The following is a 17286-nucleotide window of genomic DNA, read 5'->3' on the forward strand; positions in this document are numbered from 1 at the left end:
TGACATTTACTTGCCAATCTAGCCCCGGAAACCAGAACTAACACTTATGCGAACTCACTATTGCGGCGAAGTCCGAAAAGAACATATTGGAGAAACTGTTACCTTTTACGGATGGATAGACCGTCGCCGCGATCATGGGGGCGTGATATTTTTAGATTTACGCGATCGCTCTGGCATTGTCCAAATCGTCAGCGATCCGCAACGCACCCCCGATTCCTATGAACCGGCCAACGCCCTGCGAAATGAATATGTTGTCGCAATCACCGGTAGGGTGACGCAACGTCCCCCAGAATCCTTAAATTCCCGTCTCCCCACAGGTGAGATCGAAATTTACGCAGATCAAATTCAACTACTCAACGCTGTTCGTAAACAGTTACCTTTCCAAGTTTCGGTAGCCGACAGCGAAACAGTACGAGAAGATTTGCGCCTGAAATATCGCTATTTGGATTTGCGACGCGAACGCATGGCACAAAATTTGCAACTGCGTCATCAAATTGTCAAAGCCATGCGCCGTTACCTGGAAGATTTGGAAGGTTTCATCGAAGTCGAAACCCCCATACTTACCCGTTCCACTCCCGAAGGTGCCAGGGATTATATCTTACCCAGTCGTGTCAACCCTGGTGAATGGTTTGCTCTACCCCAATCACCCCAGCTATTTAAACAATTGCTGATGGTCTCCGGCTTGGATAGATATTATCAAATTGCCCGTTGCTTCCGCGATGAAGATTTACGCGCCGATAGACAACCAGAATTCACCCAGTTGGACATGGAAATGAGCTTCATGTCCCAAGAAGAAATTATCGAACTCAACGAAGAGTTAGTTTGCCATATCTTCAAAACCGTTAAAGGCATTGAATTACAGCGCCCTTTCCCCCGTCTCACCTACGCCGAAGGCATGGAACGCTACGGTAGCGATAAACCAGACACCCGCTATGGCTTGGAATTAGTCAACGTCTCGGATATCGTCAAAGACTCTGGTTTCAAAGTCTTTCGAGACACTGTAATCAATGGTGGCGTCGTCAAAATCCTGCCCATTCCCAACGGAAACGATGTAATTTCTAATGTCCGCATTAAACCAGGTGGTGATTTATTTAAAGAAGCCAGCGAAGCCGGTGCTAAAGGTTTAGCTTATATCCGCGTGAGAGACGATGGCGAAATTGACACCATTGGTGCAATTAAAGACAACCTAAGCGAAGAACAAAAACAGGAAATTCTCCAACGCACAGGTGCCAAAGCTGGACATTTGTTATTGTTTGGCGCTGGTGATGCTGCTACCGTTAATAAAACTTTAGATAGATTACGGCAAGTTATTGCTAAGGAATTTGGCTTAATCGATCCAGACAAAATTAACTTGCTGTGGATTACAGATTTCCCGATGTTTGAGTGGAACGCCAGCGAAAAACGCCTAGAAGCATTGCACCACCCGTTTACAGCACCCCATCCTGATGATTTGGACGACTTAAAAACAGCCCGCGCCCAAGCTTATGATTTGGTACTCAACGGCGTGGAAGTTGGCGGTGGAAGTCTGCGGATTTATCAGCGAGAAATTCAACAACAGGTGTTTGATGCGATCGGTTTGTCTCCTGAAGAAGCACAAAATAAATTTGGCTTTTTGTTGGAAGCATTTGAATATGGTACACCGCCGCATGGTGGCATCGCCTACGGTTTAGATCGTTTGGTAATGTTGCTAGCTGGGGAAGAATCCATTCGGGATGTGATTGCTTTTCCGAAGACGCAACAAGCCCGTTGTTTGTTAACGGATGCACCTTCTGGTGTAGATGTCAAGCAATTAAAAGAATTGCATGTTGCTTCGACATATAAGCCGAAATCTTAACAAAACAGTCCTGATGAAAAAATTTCACAGCCAAGCATGAAAGAGGGGCTAGGGACTGGGGACTGGGGATTAGGGATTGGGTGCCAAATCGAAAAATTATGGTGCAATACAGTTCAGTTAAGCATTTTTTCCTTCTCTTTCTCTCTTTTCTCTGTGTCGCGCCAGTTGCTTCTCCTGTGGTCGCCGCTGCGCGAACAAGTCGGGGAACCCGCCCAACGCACTGGCTTCTCTGCGCCTCTGTGGTTCGTAAAAAAAATGACTTTGGCAAAGAGTGCTAGCCTTAACCCAAGCGTATTGAATTATGGTGGGGGCTTTTAACCACCACCAAATTTTCAAAAACTTTTCCCAGTCCCCAGTCCCCAGTCCCCAGTCCCCAGTCCCCAGTCCCCAGTCCCCAGTCCCCAGTCCCCAGTCCCCAGTCCCCAGTCCCCAGTCCCCAGTCCCCAGTCCCCAGTCCCCAGTCCCCAGTCCCCAGTCCCCAGTCCCCAGTCCCCAGTCCCCAGTCCCCAGTCCCCAGTCCCCAGTCCCCAGTCCCCAGTCCCCAGTCCCCAGTCCCCAGTCCAAAAACTCTCTGAAACATAGTTTTTGGCTTGTCAAACTTAAGCAGTTTCAATGGAAACTGTCTGCCGTGTTGATTGTGGCAACGAGTTAGCTCTTGTGGCGCGGAACATCCCGAATCGGCATAGACCGGTGCCGAATGCTAGCCGCATCAGTAGCAGGGTAGGTACTTCTCGCAGAGATTTAATGAAACCAGAGAGACCAAAACGCACCAATCCTTCTGGTCGAATGACTCCTTGCCAGATGGAATCTAGCCAAGAAGGAAGGGTTTGTTGTGTCCAGTCTGCTGTTATTACCTCCCCCTCCACTAATCCCGTTGCTACCAAAAGTTCGCTAAAGCCTTCTATGCTGGAAAAAGCGGGATGAGACCACTGATCTAATAGTTGCCGCATTACCGGTTTCTCCCAAAAATTGAGCGGATTTTGGCGATCGTCTCTCTGATTCCAGTCAGCTAAAACCATTATTCCACCGGGCTTTAGCACCCGCATCAATTCTCTGGCAAAAATGGCTTTATCTGGCATGTGTGGCCCGGCTTCAATGGACCAAACTACATCAAAACTTGCATCTGGAAAAGAAAGTGCCATAGCATCATCCACAAGAAACTGCACATCAAGTTCCTGAGAAGTTAATTGCTGGGCGCGTTCAACTTGTTGGGGACTGATGGTAATACCTGTGACTGCAAAGCCGTAATCCCGTGCCAAAATGCGACTGCTACCCCCAATTCCACAGCCAACATCCAAGACGGTACTGCTAGGGGGTAATTTATCTAAACCACCCCAACGCACCATTTCATGCACAAAGTCAGATTTGGCAATCAGAAAATCCTTGCGTTGCGGCGGCGAACCATAATGACCTAAGTGGATGTGTTCGCCCCAGTAAAACTCCAAAATCCCGTCTTCAGTCCATTGATCGTAGGAATTAGCTACGGAATTAGATGATTGATAACGACGAGCAGTAATTAGATACAGTGTGAGTGAGAGCGTTAGTAGTGCTAGGACAACTCCCAGCCCAGGAAAAAACCAACTCATGGAAAATTAAGCCTTAATATTTGTTTACAAATTTATCTTAAGGGACTGACAAATAAAAAAATATCCAATTAACTCTTGTGGGGTGGGCGTCTTGCCATTGGTGTCAACTTAAGCTTAAACGCTTGTCCCTCCCACATACGCTTTACCCCTCCCCCAACCCCTCCCCTTGGCAAGGGAGGGGCGGTTTTGGCTTTAGACAAAACCGGGGTGGGGTGACGCGGTGAGTAACCGTAAGTGAATGAACTCAATATCACCTCTTCACAAGGGTTTCACGTTAAGTTAACACCAATGGCGTCTTGCCCGCCCGTAGCCAAAAGCGGACAAGACTTCGGCGTGAGCGCTCAGTCGAACGCTGTCCACCCCACAAGATTGAATAATTTATTTGTTGGAAGTCCCTTATATGCTACAGCCAGGGCCTTCAAGACCCTCTGGAAAACTGATTAATTCCAAGTAATCTGGATTTGTGAGGAATTTTTTTGCTGCTAGTAATCCGGCGATGCTCCAAGTTTGATAAATTCTGGCTTCTTTGCCAATCAAACGACCATTGTTGCCATCGTAGTATTCGGGGAATTTATCTTCAAATAAACGACTTTCGGCAATGGCGATCGCTTCTTCGGCAAGTTCTATCCTACCTGTTTTCTGGGCAGCAGCGGTAAATAACCACAATAAAACAGGCCAGTTACCACCGTTGTGATAAGACCAAGCGATGTTCTTAGAATCACATCCTGTAACAATTCTCCACTCTAAACCTTCCAAAGCTGGAAAGCAGATTTTAACAGGCATGTAGCCAATCAAGTCTGAAGAGCGTTCGGCGAACAAATTCATGATGCTTTGAGATTCTGTTTCACTGGCTAAGGAAGCTAAGATTGCCATCAGATTTCCCAAAGTAAAAAAGCGAAAATCCATCCGTCCTGGCCCCAAATTTCCTGCTAAATATCCTCCATTTTCGGGTAACCACTCGGTTAACCAACTGGGGATAGATTCTGAATGGATGTTGAATTTATTCGCAACTTCTTTCCCAAATTCGTTACCTTTATAACGATAAATTTCTCGCAATCGCTGCACGTCTAACCAGTAGTAATTGCGGATATGATATTTTAAAGCTCCCAATCGCCTGTTGACTTTACCCAGATAACTATCACCATCGCCATCTGGTAAAAGTAATTCCTTAGCTGCCCTCAGGAAAGCATAAAATAATACCTGAATTTCTAAAGGATGTTCGTAAACTCCCAGGCGACGGTCAATCATAAACGCACCGTCGGGAACTAACATTGTTGGGTACATAGAAAAGCGATGTACCAAGAAAAGATCTAAAATTAACTTGATTCCTGCTTGAAAGTCTGGCTGACGCGCTAGAGCCAAATCGCCTGTAGCTTTTTCATAAGCCCGTAGCAGCAGAATCCACCACATACCAGAATCAACTGGAGGAACACGGGCGATCGCTTGTTCACCAAAATCAGCAACCAAAAATTCCTCACTTCCATTGGATTGTACTTTGAAACTGGCAGGCATTAACCCCGCTCCTGGCTCAAAGCAGTCCATCTGCTTTTCATGACTTTGTAATTTCAGTGTTTCTATTAAGAAGTTGCGGACAATATCTGCTTTGCCGTACATCAAAAAAACTAAAGCAGAAGGCACAAAATCCCGCAGAAAACACTGGTCATAATTGAGTGCATCTGACTTTGGATCGTGGGCGGCTACCGTACCGATGGGTTTTCCTTGAAAATAAATTATCGACTTTTCCAGAAATTTCCAGGCTTCTGCTTCTAGCAAACTGTTCTTATTGCTTGTGGGAGTCATGCGTTTAATTCCACTAATGGTATGTATCGGCTCAATTGTGGAAAGCACGCCAGCTAAACTCTTAAGCCGACCAGGTTTCCCGGAAATCAGCATACAGAGTCAATCCACCATCTACAAACAGCGTTTGTCCGGTGATATATGCGGCTTCATCCGAAGCTAAAAAAGCTACTGCGGCTGCCATTTCTTCTGTAGTCCCAGCCCGCCCCATTGGGATGTGACTTTCCACCATCGCCTTTTTTTCCGGGTCATCTATCCAGGCTTGATTCATTGGTGTGATTGTCGCTCCGGGGGCAACGGCGTTAACACGAATACCTTGACTAGCGTATTCTAATGCTAAAGTTTTGGTGAGATTTTCCATGCCACCTTTGCTAATAGAATAACTGATATACATCGGTCGAGGAATAATTTCATGAACGCTAGAAATATTAATAATTACTCCCCGACGATTAGCAGATAGCAGGTGTTTAATAGTTTCACGGGCGCAGAGATAAGCACCCCGGAGATTGACTGCAATCACTCGGTCAAAATCTGCTGTGGTAACTTCATGAGATGGACTTTCTGTTTGAATACCGGCATTGTTGATGAGAATATCTAAACTGCCAAATTCCTGAATAACAGTGTTGACCATCTCAACAATGTCTGATTCTTGGGAAACATCTCCCTGAACCAACAGGGACTTCACACCACAACTGTTAATATCTCCGCAAGCTTTTTGCAATGCCATCTCTTGCGTTTGTGCCCCGGCTTCAGAGTCTTTACGGTAATTGATAGCGATATTGCACCCTTCTTGAGCAAATTTGATGGCGATCGCTTGACCGATACCTGATGTTGCACCTGTAATTAGGGCATTCTTTCCTTTTAAGCCTATCATATTTTCTTAACTCCAAGGATTTTAGATTTTAGATTTTGGATTTTAGATTAAAAGTCTTATAACAGAATTCAGAATTCAGAATTCAGAATTCAGAAGTAGTATTTGTAGGGTGTGTTAGGCGTAAGCCGTAACGCACCCTACTTATTTGATATCAATCAAAGAATTTTGGATTTGGATTTTAGATTATTTCCTCAATCCAAAATTCAAAATCCAAAATCCAAAATTGTCACGGTTTCTATCGTAAATTCGCTGGGATCTCTTTAGGAACTACCCAATAGTAAATAGTTTTGCCCTCTACATTGAGTGTCTGCTCTGGTTTCCAGTCGCCCATATCAAAAGCGTGGGAGACAATGCGAGTGCCAGGTTTGAGTTCTTTCAAGAGTTTGGGGCGGAGTTTGAGATTGATTTCTGGTAACAGGTAAAGTGTAACTACCGTTGCTTCACTAAAATCAGTGTTGAACAAGTCCTGCTGAACAAACTTCACGCGGTCTGTGACTCCTGCTTTTTGGGCATTTTCATTCGCTTCTTGGATGCGTTGGGGGTCAATATCTATGCCGATACCCCGCGTACCATACCTTTGTGCCGCAGTATTCACAATTCGCCCGTCACCACTCCCAAGGTCGTAAAGTACATCATTCTTGCCCACTTTTGCCACTTTCAACATTGCATCTACCACTGGTTCTGGTGTTGGCACATAGGGAACATCACCAGGGCGTTCTTGGGGTTGATTTGTCGGCGTAGCTGTAGGAGTTACTGTTTCAGTCTCAGCCGTTAAAGTAGAAGGTTCTGTCACAGTTTCAGCATTACGTTGTTCCGTCGTACATCCAGCAATTCCCAAGCTGGTAATACTAACCCCTGTAACCAGTAAAAACAGAATTTTCTTGAAGTTCATGAATTTTCTCCTTTGTCATTTATCATTTGTCATTGGGCATTGGTTATTTCTCCCCCTGCCCCCTCATCCCCCTCATCTCCCCGCATCCCCCCGCCCCCGTTGGTTATTCCAGAGCAACAGCGGAATACCTGCTGCGACAACTAAAACACCTACGATCGCTCCCACGCCTGTGTAAACTACGCTGGAATACAGTAGGTAACCGCAGACGGCGCAAAAAAGTAATGGCGTAAAGGGATAAAATGGCACACGAAAGGGGCGGACTATGTGGGGTTCCCGGATACGCAAGACGATTAGAGATATGCCTGAAAGCAAGAAGAAGAACCAAAACACAGGGGCGGTGTAGTCCACCATTGTTTGAAAGCCTTTGCGGGTGAGAGTGCCTAAAACAACTAGTGCCAAGGCGATCGCTGCTTGCAACAATAAGGCATGAGTAGGGCTGCTAGGACGTTGCTGCCAGCGTCCCATAAAACCGAATAGGGAAAAATCTTGTCCGAGTGCATAGTTGGTACGCGCTCCAGTAAAAATTGTGGCGTTGGTTGCGCCTAAAGTAGCGATCGCAATCAGGATGCTGATGAATAAGGCTCCCGGTGCGCCCCAAAGTGAGCGCATTAAATCTGCGGCTACTGCTTCTGACTGTGCCATGTTGGCTAATCCCAGTCCCCGCAGATAAGCCAGGTTGATCAGCATATAAATGGCGGTGATGATACCAATACTCCAAATGAGCGATCGCACGATGTTACGTCGTCCATTCTGGATTTCTGCGGAGATGTAAGCGGCTTCATTCCAACCGCCATAGGACAACAGTACAAACACCATCGCCAGTCCCCAAGTTCCTGATGATGCAGATTCCACAGGGGCGCTAGTATTAGGAGTGGCGCTAAGACCAATAATTACTACGAGCAACAAACCCAGAACTTTGGCAACACTCAGCAAGTTTTGTGTCCACTTACCTTGTTGCAAACCAACCATGTTCAAAGCAGTTAAAAGGGCGATCGCCACTGCTGCATAAATAGAAGATGAAAACGCGCCTAGTCGCCATATTTGAGAAACATAATCCCCAAAAACAAATGCTAAAAGAGCAATAGAACCAGTTTGAATTACTGTCATCCGTGCCCAGGCAAATAAAAAGGCAACTCCTCGCCCAAATGCGCGTTTCAAATAGTAGTAAGCACCTCCAACATCAGGATAAACCGTTGCTAATTCTGCATAGCAAAGCGCTCCCACGAGAGATATTACACCACCAATGAACCAAAAAAGTAGCACCGCAATATTACTACCCGCTTGATTTGCTACTAGAGCCGGGGTTTGAAAAATCCCCGCCCCGATGACAATACCGACAATCAGAGCTACTGCGTCTGGTAATGTCAGTGATGGCTTGGGTGATGGTATTTTAGTTATCTCTGTCTGATCAAGCAAATCGTAGTCTTTAGGTCTACTCACATTAATTCCTCATTTAGTGTTGAGCAGAATTTTTTTGCTTTGTCTCATCAAAAATTACCTCAGATAATCAATTTTATTGAGATGGAAATATAAAGCTATATCTATATCTCCATATAGAATATTGTTAAATATAAATGTGACGCAAAAATGACAGTCAGAATAATCAACAATTACTAATTCAGGATTTATAATCAATACAAAATGTAGATAGTGCCAGTTATTTTGACACTACCACTATTTGCATATTAGCTTGATTTCAATTCTTTTAAAAGATTAGAAAATCTCACTTCTTAAAGCTTCTTCCACGAGTTGGATTTTAACTAGACTAAAGAAGGATTAATGAAGTAACTAAAGAATGATTGACTAATAGTCGATAATCGTGCTTTGTTTGATATAGCAGATAGAGACAGCGATTGACCATTGGGCTAATACAGTTAAGATAAACCCAAAACCTCGTGTAAAGACGTGATAAATCACGTCTCCAATGACCAATTATCTACACCAACAACCCTTAACCCAAGCCTATTAGGCAATAAGCAATTAGTACTTTTCCTATTCCCTGCTTACGTAAGTTCTACAAATTAAAGCGGATTACTAGAATTAAAAAAATCTCTCAAAATTTGCACAAATGCCAAAGTATTCTCAAAGTGAATATTATGCCCAGCATTATCAACTATTTTTAGCTGGGCAAGTTGACATACTTTAGCCATTTCTGTATTAACATATACAAATTTTTCATCATATTCACCAGCCACTAAAAGTATAGAAATTGTATTAGCTGGCAACTTTGACCACAAATTAGGCTGACATCCAGTACCCATAAAGCGCAGTGATTTATCTAATTCTTGCGGATTGTTCTGTAAGCGATTTTCTAGCATTTTTTCATATTGTGGATGATTTTTTATATAACCAAAAATTGCTTGGTTATACCAATTGGAGAGGAAATCGCCAAAAGCAATTTTAGTAGTCATTCTTGTTAATTTCTTGCCTATTTGCGTATCACGCTTAATTCGTTCTAATCGTTCCGTGTTTGTTGCCAAACCTGAGGAAGCTGATTCAAGTATCACTTTGAAGAAACGTTCCGGAAAATGTAGGGCTAGGTATAAAGCCAATCTTCCACCCATTGAATAACCAACTAAAAAGCATTTGGCAACTTTTAATTTATCCAATAATTTAATTATGGCGTGGGCAGTGTTGGGCATTGTATAGTATTCATCCCCACCCAAAACTTGAGTTTTCCCGTGTCCGGGCAGGTCAAGTGTTAAATAAGAAAATTCATCAGATAATAATTTTATTGCTTCATCAAATTCATCACTGTTACCCATGAAACCGTGTAGAAAAAGAATTACTGGTTTTTCTGGGTTGTCAATTAAAGAATAGTGAAATTGATAATTTTCTAAAATCATAAATTTAGTTTTTAATTTTGACTTTTGATCATTTGTATGTAAATCAATTGCAAAACCTATGCAAGTTAATAACTATTAAGGTATGTTAAGTGTAGGAACATAACAAAAAGCTAAATTAAGTCTCAAATGTTGGATTTACAAATTTCTACAGCTATAGAAAAAAAAGCTATTGTTATCGGGGGAAGTATTGCCGGACTGTTGACAGCTCAAGTACTGACAAAGTACTTCGATCGCGTGATAATTATAGAGCGCGATCGCTTTCCTGAACAACCCGAACAACGCCACGGTGTACCCCAAGCTCATCATGCACATGTTTTGCTCATTCGTGGTCAGCAGATTTTAGAGCAGCTTTTTCCTGGCATCATCGCAGAATTAACTAATTCAGGGACACCAACAATAGACTGGGCAGCAGATTCTCCCTGGCTAGGTTTTAGCGGCTGGGCACCACGTTTTTCTTCTGATTTAACTAGCCGCGCCTGTAGCCGAAATCTCCTAGAGTGGACTATCCGCAGCCGTTTGGCAGCTAATAATCGTATTGAATTTGTGCAGGGAGGACAGGTAACTAGCTTGCTGTCCAACTCTAACAAAACCACCATTACAGGTGTACGAGTCAGTTTTCGCAACGAACCCGAAGCAGAGATACTGGCTAATTTAGTCATAGATGCTTGTGGTCGCAATTCTCAAACACCGCAATGGTTAAAGGAATTGGGTTATGAATCACCCCAACAGACAGTTATCAATTCTTTTTTAGGCTATGCCAGCCGCTGGTATCATCCTCCTGAGGGGTTTGAGAGAGATTGGAAAGTTTTGCTGGTCGGGTCAAAACCACCAAAAAATACTCGCAGTGCTGTGCTTTATCCAGTTGAAGGTAATCGTTGGATTGTCACACTGATTGGTGTAAGTCGAGATTATCCACCAACTGACGAAGCTGGATTTTTCGACTTTGCCCAGAGTTTGCGATCGCCTATTATCTATGAAGCCATAAAAGACGCTCAACCCGTATCGCCCATCTACGCTTATAGGCGCACAGAAAATAGCCTGCGTCACTACGAAAAACTTTCTCGATTACCAGAAGGTTTGATAATAGTAGGTGATGCCGTTTGTGCCTTCAATCCCGTCTACGGTCAAGGTATGACTACCGCTGCTTTAGGCGCTTTGACTCTGGATGAGTGTTTAAGCAAGCAATTATCTAAGCAATTCAATGGTAATTTAATCGGTTTGCCACGATATTTTCAAAAGCAACTAAGCAAAACCATTTCTGTACCTTGGTTGATGGCCACAGGCGAAGACTTCCGTTGGCCAAGTACCGAGGGAGGAAAACCTGATTTGATTAGTAAACTTACGCAACGGTATCTAGATCAAGTATTATTACTGCAAACTGACAGTGCAGAAATTCAGCAGCTGATCTTAGAAGTGATGAATTTACTCAAGCCACCCAGCGCATTTTTTCAGCCAGGTATCCTCATGCAGGTTTTAAAGCGGATAATCAATTCACGTCATCAATCTGATGAGTTGATTGATGGAGAAAATATTCCCAAATATCAGCCCTTGGTGATTCGTAATTCCTAATTTCCCACTCCCCATTTTTACAGCCGTTTTCATCTGTTTGAACCACAATCCTTTGTAGGGGCGCCAAGCTTAGCGCCCCTACCCTATGTTTTACAGCTATTTTTAGGTAAATAGACCACGCGGCAAGGGCACAGCAATGCTGTGCCCCTACGACAGATGTGGTTCAAATACATGAAAACTGCTGTAATTACCTGAAAATTGCTGTAAGAGGATGTTTGTAAAGTCTACTCCTTCTCCCCACTCCCCACTCCCCACTCCCCACTCCCTTTCCCAAAATATCTCTAATGCCCAATAGCACACCGTCGCAAGTAAGTGTAGCATTGTGACATGATTAGAGCAGGTCATATGAAGATATTGGTGCTAAACGCTGGTTCGAGTAGCCAAAAGAGTTGTCTGTATGAAATTGCAGATGAGGCTCTCCCCACCCAAGCACCCCAACCTCTTTGGGAAGGGAAAGTTAACTGGACTCAAGACAAGGGTGTGGCAGAAGTTGAGGTCAAAACTGCTACGGGTGCAAAGCTGCAAGAATCAATTCCTGGTGACTCTCCACAAGCACACCTCACCTATATGCTCAATACACTGACTAGGGATGTTACCAAAGTAATTAATCAGTTGTCAGAAATCGATTTGGTGGGACATCGTGTAGTACATGGTGGACAAGATTACCGAGAAAGTGTGGTAATTACGGAGGATGTCAAAAAGGCGATCGCTAATCTATCTAACCTAGCTCCAGAACACAATCCTAGCGCTTTGGCAGGCATAGAAGCAATTGAAAACATCTTAGAAAAAGTCACCCAAGTTGCAGTTTTTGATACAGCATTTCATAGCACTCTCCCTGATGCAGTAGCAATTTATCCCGGCCCCTATGAATGGGTAGACCAAGGTATCCGCCGCTATGGCTTTCATGGTATCAGTCACCAATACTGTTCTGGTCGTGCTGCCCAAATTCTCGGTAAAGATTTGGCATCTCTACGATTAATCACCTGTCATCTCGGCAACGGTTGTTCTTTGGCAGCGGTTAAAAACGGTCGCAGTATTGATACTAGTATGGGATTCACACCTTTGGAAGGATTGATGATGGGCAGTCGTTCTGGATCAATAGATCCGGGGATTTTAATTCACTTGTTGCGGTACTGTGATTACTCTATAAAAAAGTTAGATTATATACTCAATAAAACTTCTGGATTGCGAGGAATTTCGGATATATCTAGTGATATGCGTGAGGTGACAAAAGCGATCGCCCAAGGCAACACCCGCGCTAAACTAGCGTGGGATATGTACGTGCATCGCCTGCGTTCTGGTATCGGTGCAATGCTGACCAGTTTGGGGGGATTAGATGCTTTGGTGTTCACCGCAGGCGTGGGTGAAAACTCACCAGGAATTCGCCAAGCCGCCTGTGAAGCTTTGGGATTTTTGGGATTAAAAATAGACCTGGAAAAAAATCAACAGCAGCCAGTTGATGAAGATATTGCCACAGACGACTCAGCAGTGAGAGTACTAGTAATACATACTAAAGAAGATTGGGCGATCGCTCAACAATCTTGGCAACTACTGAAATAACCCTTGTACAGACGCGATTCATCGCGTCTCTCCCCTACGGTACACGGCTAAATTTTGGTTGTTCAAAATAGCCATACACGACTTGAGAGACTTGACGAATAAAATCTCTTGCTCTGAGGTCATTATTTGGCCTTCTTACCAAAATTCCTGCTAAATAACGCTTACCCGAAGGAGTTTGAATAATACCCGCGTCACCCAATACAAAACGCAAAGTTCCTGTTTTGTGAGCTATCTTTGCACCAGAACCTAAACCAGATGGAAGCAATCTTCTATTGTGACAACCATACATAATACCTAGAACTTGAGACTGACTTTTATCAGAAAGTAGTTGATTATTTATCATCAAAGCTGAAAGTCTTACTAAGTCTTTTGCACTAGTTTTATTAGTTCCATTGAAGTCCCCTAACATTCGGCGCAGAGCAGTACTTTGCAATCCCCAACTGCGAAACCGTTGATTTAATTTAGCAATTCCACCCAAGCGAGCAATAATCATATTTGTCGCAGTATTATCACTAATAGTCATCATCATAGTTGCAGTTTTTAAGACACTAAACTTGCTTCCTGCCCGCATATATTGCATGTTACCGGAACCGCCAACAACATATTTACGCTGCATCACTAAAGTTTCGTTTAGCTTGATTCTTCCTGCATCTACTTCTTGAAATAAAGCAATCAAAATTGGGTACTTGATTGTACTGGCGGCGGGGAAAGCTTTATTTCCATTAACACTGATATAGTCTCCTGTTTCCAAGTCCATAAAAAATATTCCAGGAGTCAGGAATTTGTAGCGAGCAACTAATTTATTAATTGGAGTTTTTAGTTCTGATATCTCGTGTCCTAAAGGAACTACACCAGTATAATTAGGTGTATTTGTTGGATTAACAAGATTACTCGGAACTGGAGGAATAAATTTCAGTGGCGGTAATTGTAAATTTGATTGATTTCTATTCCAGCCATCAGGCGAGTAAACTTTATTACTATCAGGATTTGCTTTGACTGGTGATGAAAATAGAAGAATACTGATGAGGCTAAGTGAAAACCAGCGTAGTTTCATGTATTATTGCTAAATTAGTCTTAGATTTACTTACAAGAATTTTCTAGTAAGATAAATAAAATCAGGACACCGAAAATGATAATCAATAAAATATCTCATGTCAATATTTATGAATAAAGACTCAAAAATAGTTCCATTGATATAAATGAAAACTTAGTTGATTCAATTTCGAGTAATTTAGATAACATTAATTTAAAAAATAGGTTTAAAAGTTAATACTTGTAGTAGAAACATTGGCAAACTAGTACTCTGTTATTTGTAGAACTTATGCAAAAAATCTCTCTAATATCATTTCACTAAAACCCTGATACATATAGATTTCGCGTAGGGGCACGGCAATGCCGTGCCCCTACCAACGTATTTGTATCATAATTAAAGTGAAACGGTATAACTCTTATTCCCACCCTACCCCTACAGGGAAGCAGACTACGCGTAGCGTCTCCCTTAGAGATTTATAAGGAACTTAAATTCTGTGGTTCGATTTTCCGTTACCTATACGTAAGTCCTGATTTGATAGGGTCTATCGAAAGGTAAATGAACTTTAGACAGTATCCCTCTCATGATGATTGTGTTTTAATGAACAAAGAGACACGTTGTCATGGTCGATACCAAAACAGCAAAATTATTCACTGTTGTATTCATATTTTCATTCAGCAACACCACTGTTCTAAAACACCTTTGGAAAAACTGTATGAATCATTCATTGATAGTTAAACCAGGGCTACTACTTATTATCCTGACAATAGAATTCCTGAACTATTCTCCTGTACAAGCAGGCGTCAGGGAGGCGATACCTCAAAACCAAAAGCAGCTAAAACAACAATCTTCTCAACAAATATGGGAACAATTTCGACGCCAGCAAGATGAAGTCAGACTACGACAACAACAGCGGAGTGAGCAATTTCGCCTACAAAATAAACTAAGACAACAACCGTTGGGACAATCTAGAATAGACCAACTAAGACAACAACAAAGACGGGAAATGGATACATTTAAACTTCAACAGAAATTTAGACAACAGCAATAAATAGTGCTGAATTCCGTTAGCGGGGTGTTGAGCCAGTGCTAAGTACTGAGTTAAAAGAGTAAGTTTTAATTTACTAAAGCCGAGGAAGTCAGTACTTAGCACTGAGTTTGGTAAATGGCATGATTTGATAGCTATAAACACACCTTAGCTATCAATATAGAAGCCGACGCAAAATTAATTTACCAACTCGCGGCTGGATAAAACTTAAAGCGTATTCTACCAGCTTTGGTGTAACAACTGACAAAAATGGCAATAATAAAACATTAACTTCACTAAAGTGATTAATACCACCAATAACAATGCTAGAAATTAAACAAACTAGCGCCCACGCCAACCAATCTAGAAATTTAGAGTTGATAGAAGTAAGTCTTTGAAACTGATTAACAAGCACATAGCGGGTAGTAGCAAATAATATAGTTAAGCCTAACCAATCAAATATTGATAGCATCCCATTTGCTGGATTAAGATTGTAGACTACAAAACCAGCAGTAAACGACGAAGCTACCTCCCAAATTAAGAAATTGGGGTTAATCTGAAAACCACTGATTAATTGTTCAGTCAGCCAATAGTGAGCAGATACAACTGTTGAAAAATTAGAATTCTGTAAGAAATTACACTTAATTTTGTGAAATATATCACCATCAAAAATTACAGTTGTTTGCAAAATAATATCTTCATCTTCATAAGCATCTGAAGCTGATTGAGCCTGTTTGTAGTAAGAATTGAAGGTGATTCCAGACTGTAAGCTTGTTTTTTGTTGTCTGCTTTTACTTAGAAAAATCTGTAAAATATCGAATAAAATATATAAATTTATATTATTTGAATTTTTGTTTTCAAATTCCAGATGATTACTGAAACAAGTATAATACCAGAGATAAATTATCAGCTTTGGGGGAATTTTGAGAGAAACACCATCTTTTTTTGCTTGCTGAATCTGTTCTATAAGTGTGTCATTTAAATAAAAACTACACTGTCCTTGGTCAATCTTAAGTTCAAAGCGATCGCCTTGAGGAATTTGTAGTAATATTTTGTTATCTATTTCTTGCAAATTGGCATTCATTATCAAGATAACTTTGCAATATTTTGCACCAAATTAATCAAAAAACTAAATGTTCCACGCCACTGTTTTTCTCCAGCAACCAGGCCTTCGTTATGTGTATTAATGATGGAAGTTTTAACTTCTTCAGGTAAATTAAACAATTCTTTATTGTAACGAGTGATAATATCCCCATCTAACTGCATCACAGTTTGGGCATAAATAATATCAGTTTGAGTACTTGTAATGTTACCACCATCAAGTGCTGCTTTTAGTTCAGCTATTTTACGCAAAGTACGAACAAATTTACCATTGTTTAAAAGTTTTTGAATTTCTTGACAATTTTCAATCCAATCTTCTTGATTATTTCCATCGTTTTCATCAATAACTGGAGTTGGAGCAGGTAGTATTGGTTTAGCTAGCTTGATGTTATGTTCATCAGCTTCAACTAGATTTTCTTGACGTTTTTTCGCCTCTTCAAGGTTTTGACGATATCGTTTTACCCTCTCATCGTGAGGATTATAAAAACCTGAACCCTGTTCCAGCAAAAGGTAAAAATATTCTCTTTCAAGTTGGTCAAATAGATTTTTATAATGCTGACGCAGTTCTTTAGCTTGAGAACCTTCTTTCGGAATTCCTTTTGCGTCAAAATAGTTTGGGTCATGTATAGAATAAATTTCTTGATATGCTTGCCAAGGATTAAATTTTGACCCATTAATCCTATCCACAACTATAGTATTCACTTCTAAAGCTGTGATGTCACAAACTAATGTCTGTACAGAGGATACTAAATTATTTAACAGTCCTCTCGCTAGGTTTTGAATATCTTGGGGTTCAGCACGATTTCTGCTTCGAGTCTCAATTCCATTTCGGTCTTTAGTTTGAATATCGTTAGACATATAGCAATCCGATTTGATTTCTGAATGACTTGTAGAGGTAAGGGACTGGGGATTGGGGACTGGGGACTGGGAAGGAGCAATAAAGGTGTACCTAGCTTCCTAAAAATCAAATATGAGTCCTATATAGTATTTCCTATACTTTGGTCACAGCAGTAGGTTTAAATCAAAACTAAACCTATTTTGGGACACTGTTAAAAATTTTAATGGCTTTAGCTGTGTGTTGTATACCCTCAACGATAGGGAGCATCCCAATTTTGCAAAAAGAGGGGGAGAAATCCCTGTTATTCGCGATTACTGCTTGCGAATAACAGG

General features: G+C 41.8%; 14 protein-coding genes. 4 read left to right on the forward strand and 10 right to left on the reverse strand.

The window, feature by feature from the left end:
* Nucleotides 1–46: 46 nt before the first annotated feature.
* A complete protein-coding gene (gene aspS, locus IQ276_RS08165) occupies nt 47–1834 on the forward strand; it encodes an aspartate--tRNA ligase (protein WP_193915220.1) in 1788 nt (595 codons plus the stop codon).
* A gap of 280 nt (nt 1835–2114) precedes the next feature.
* Here aspS and IQ276_RS08170 read toward each other — a convergent pair whose 3' ends face one another.
* The 7 genes from IQ276_RS08170 to menH all read right to left on the reverse strand — a co-directional run bounded on the left by IQ276_RS08170 (nt 2115) and on the right by menH (nt 9829).
* Complete coding sequence (locus IQ276_RS08170; protein WP_235115520.1) at nt 2115–2414, reverse strand: hypothetical protein; 300 nt, start codon at nt 2412–2414, stop codon at nt 2115–2117.
* A 19-nt stretch (nt 2415–2433) separates the two neighbouring features.
* Nucleotides 2434–3420: a methyltransferase domain-containing protein gene (locus IQ276_RS08175; RefSeq protein WP_190881966.1), complete on the reverse strand. Its 987-nt coding sequence runs from the start codon at nt 3418–3420 to the stop codon at nt 2434–2436.
* Between the two features lie 396 nt (nt 3421–3816).
* Nucleotides 3817–5220, reverse strand: coding sequence for a glycoside hydrolase 100 family protein (locus IQ276_RS08180; protein ID WP_193924287.1), 1404 nt, complete (start codon nt 5218–5220; stop codon nt 3817–3819).
* A gap of 61 nt (nt 5221–5281) precedes the next feature.
* Complete coding sequence (locus IQ276_RS08185; protein ID WP_193924279.1) at nt 5282–6091, reverse strand: glucose 1-dehydrogenase; 810 nt, start codon at nt 6089–6091, stop codon at nt 5282–5284.
* Nucleotides 6092–6326: 235 nt separating this feature from the next.
* On the reverse strand, nt 6327–6983 hold the full coding sequence (locus tag IQ276_RS08190; protein ID WP_193924284.1) for a class I SAM-dependent methyltransferase: 657 nt from the start codon (nt 6981–6983) through the stop codon (nt 6327–6329).
* 72 nt (nt 6984–7055) lie between these two features.
* The gene (locus tag IQ276_RS08195) at nt 7056–8423 is read right to left on the reverse strand and encodes an APC family permease (protein ID WP_193925349.1); all 1368 of its coding nucleotides are present in this window, start codon (nt 8421–8423) and stop codon (nt 7056–7058) included.
* A gap of 581 nt (nt 8424–9004) precedes the next feature.
* Entirely contained in the window at nt 9005–9829 is an 825-nt protein-coding gene (gene menH, locus IQ276_RS08200; RefSeq protein WP_235115521.1) for a 2-succinyl-6-hydroxy-2,4-cyclohexadiene-1-carboxylate synthase, read from the reverse strand.
* A gap of 126 nt (nt 9830–9955) precedes the next feature.
* Between menH and IQ276_RS08205 the strand changes: the two genes are divergently transcribed.
* Both IQ276_RS08205 and IQ276_RS08210 read left to right on the forward strand, forming a co-directional pair.
* Nucleotides 9956–11398, forward strand: coding sequence for an FAD-dependent oxidoreductase (locus IQ276_RS08205; RefSeq protein ID WP_193925454.1), 1443 nt, complete (start codon nt 9956–9958; stop codon nt 11396–11398).
* Nucleotides 11399–11743: 345 nt separating this feature from the next.
* A complete protein-coding gene (locus IQ276_RS08210; protein WP_193922132.1) occupies nt 11744–12958 on the forward strand; it encodes an acetate kinase in 1215 nt (404 codons plus the stop codon).
* Between the two features lie 34 nt (nt 12959–12992).
* Here the strand turns inward: IQ276_RS08210 and IQ276_RS08215 are convergent, their stop codons facing one another.
* Nucleotides 12993–14012, reverse strand: a complete 1020-nt coding sequence (locus IQ276_RS08215) for a serine hydrolase (protein ID WP_193922125.1) — start codon at nt 14010–14012, stop codon at nt 12993–12995.
* Between the two features lie 691 nt (nt 14013–14703).
* Here IQ276_RS08215 and IQ276_RS08220 point away from each other — a divergent pair.
* Nucleotides 14704–15039 (forward strand): hypothetical protein, encoded by a 336-nt coding sequence (locus IQ276_RS08220; protein WP_193922128.1) that lies wholly within the window; start codon nt 14704–14706, stop codon nt 15037–15039.
* A 151-nt stretch (nt 15040–15190) separates the two neighbouring features.
* On the opposite strand, the gene IQ276_RS08225 is transcribed toward IQ276_RS08220, so the two are convergent.
* Together IQ276_RS08225 and IQ276_RS08230 are read right to left on the reverse strand one after the other, a co-directional pair.
* On the reverse strand, nt 15191–16099 hold the full coding sequence (locus IQ276_RS08225; RefSeq protein WP_193922130.1) for a hypothetical protein: 909 nt from the start codon (nt 16097–16099) through the stop codon (nt 15191–15193).
* 2 nt (nt 16100–16101) lie between these two features.
* Entirely contained in the window at nt 16102–16974 is an 873-nt protein-coding gene (locus IQ276_RS08230; RefSeq protein ID WP_190881977.1) for a DUF8581 family protein, read from the reverse strand.
* Nucleotides 16975–17286 lie beyond the last annotated feature (312 nt).

The organism is Desmonostoc muscorum LEGE 12446, assembly GCF_015207005.2.
Classification (GTDB): Bacteria; Cyanobacteriota; Cyanobacteriia; order Cyanobacteriales; family Nostocaceae; genus Nostoc; species Nostoc muscorum.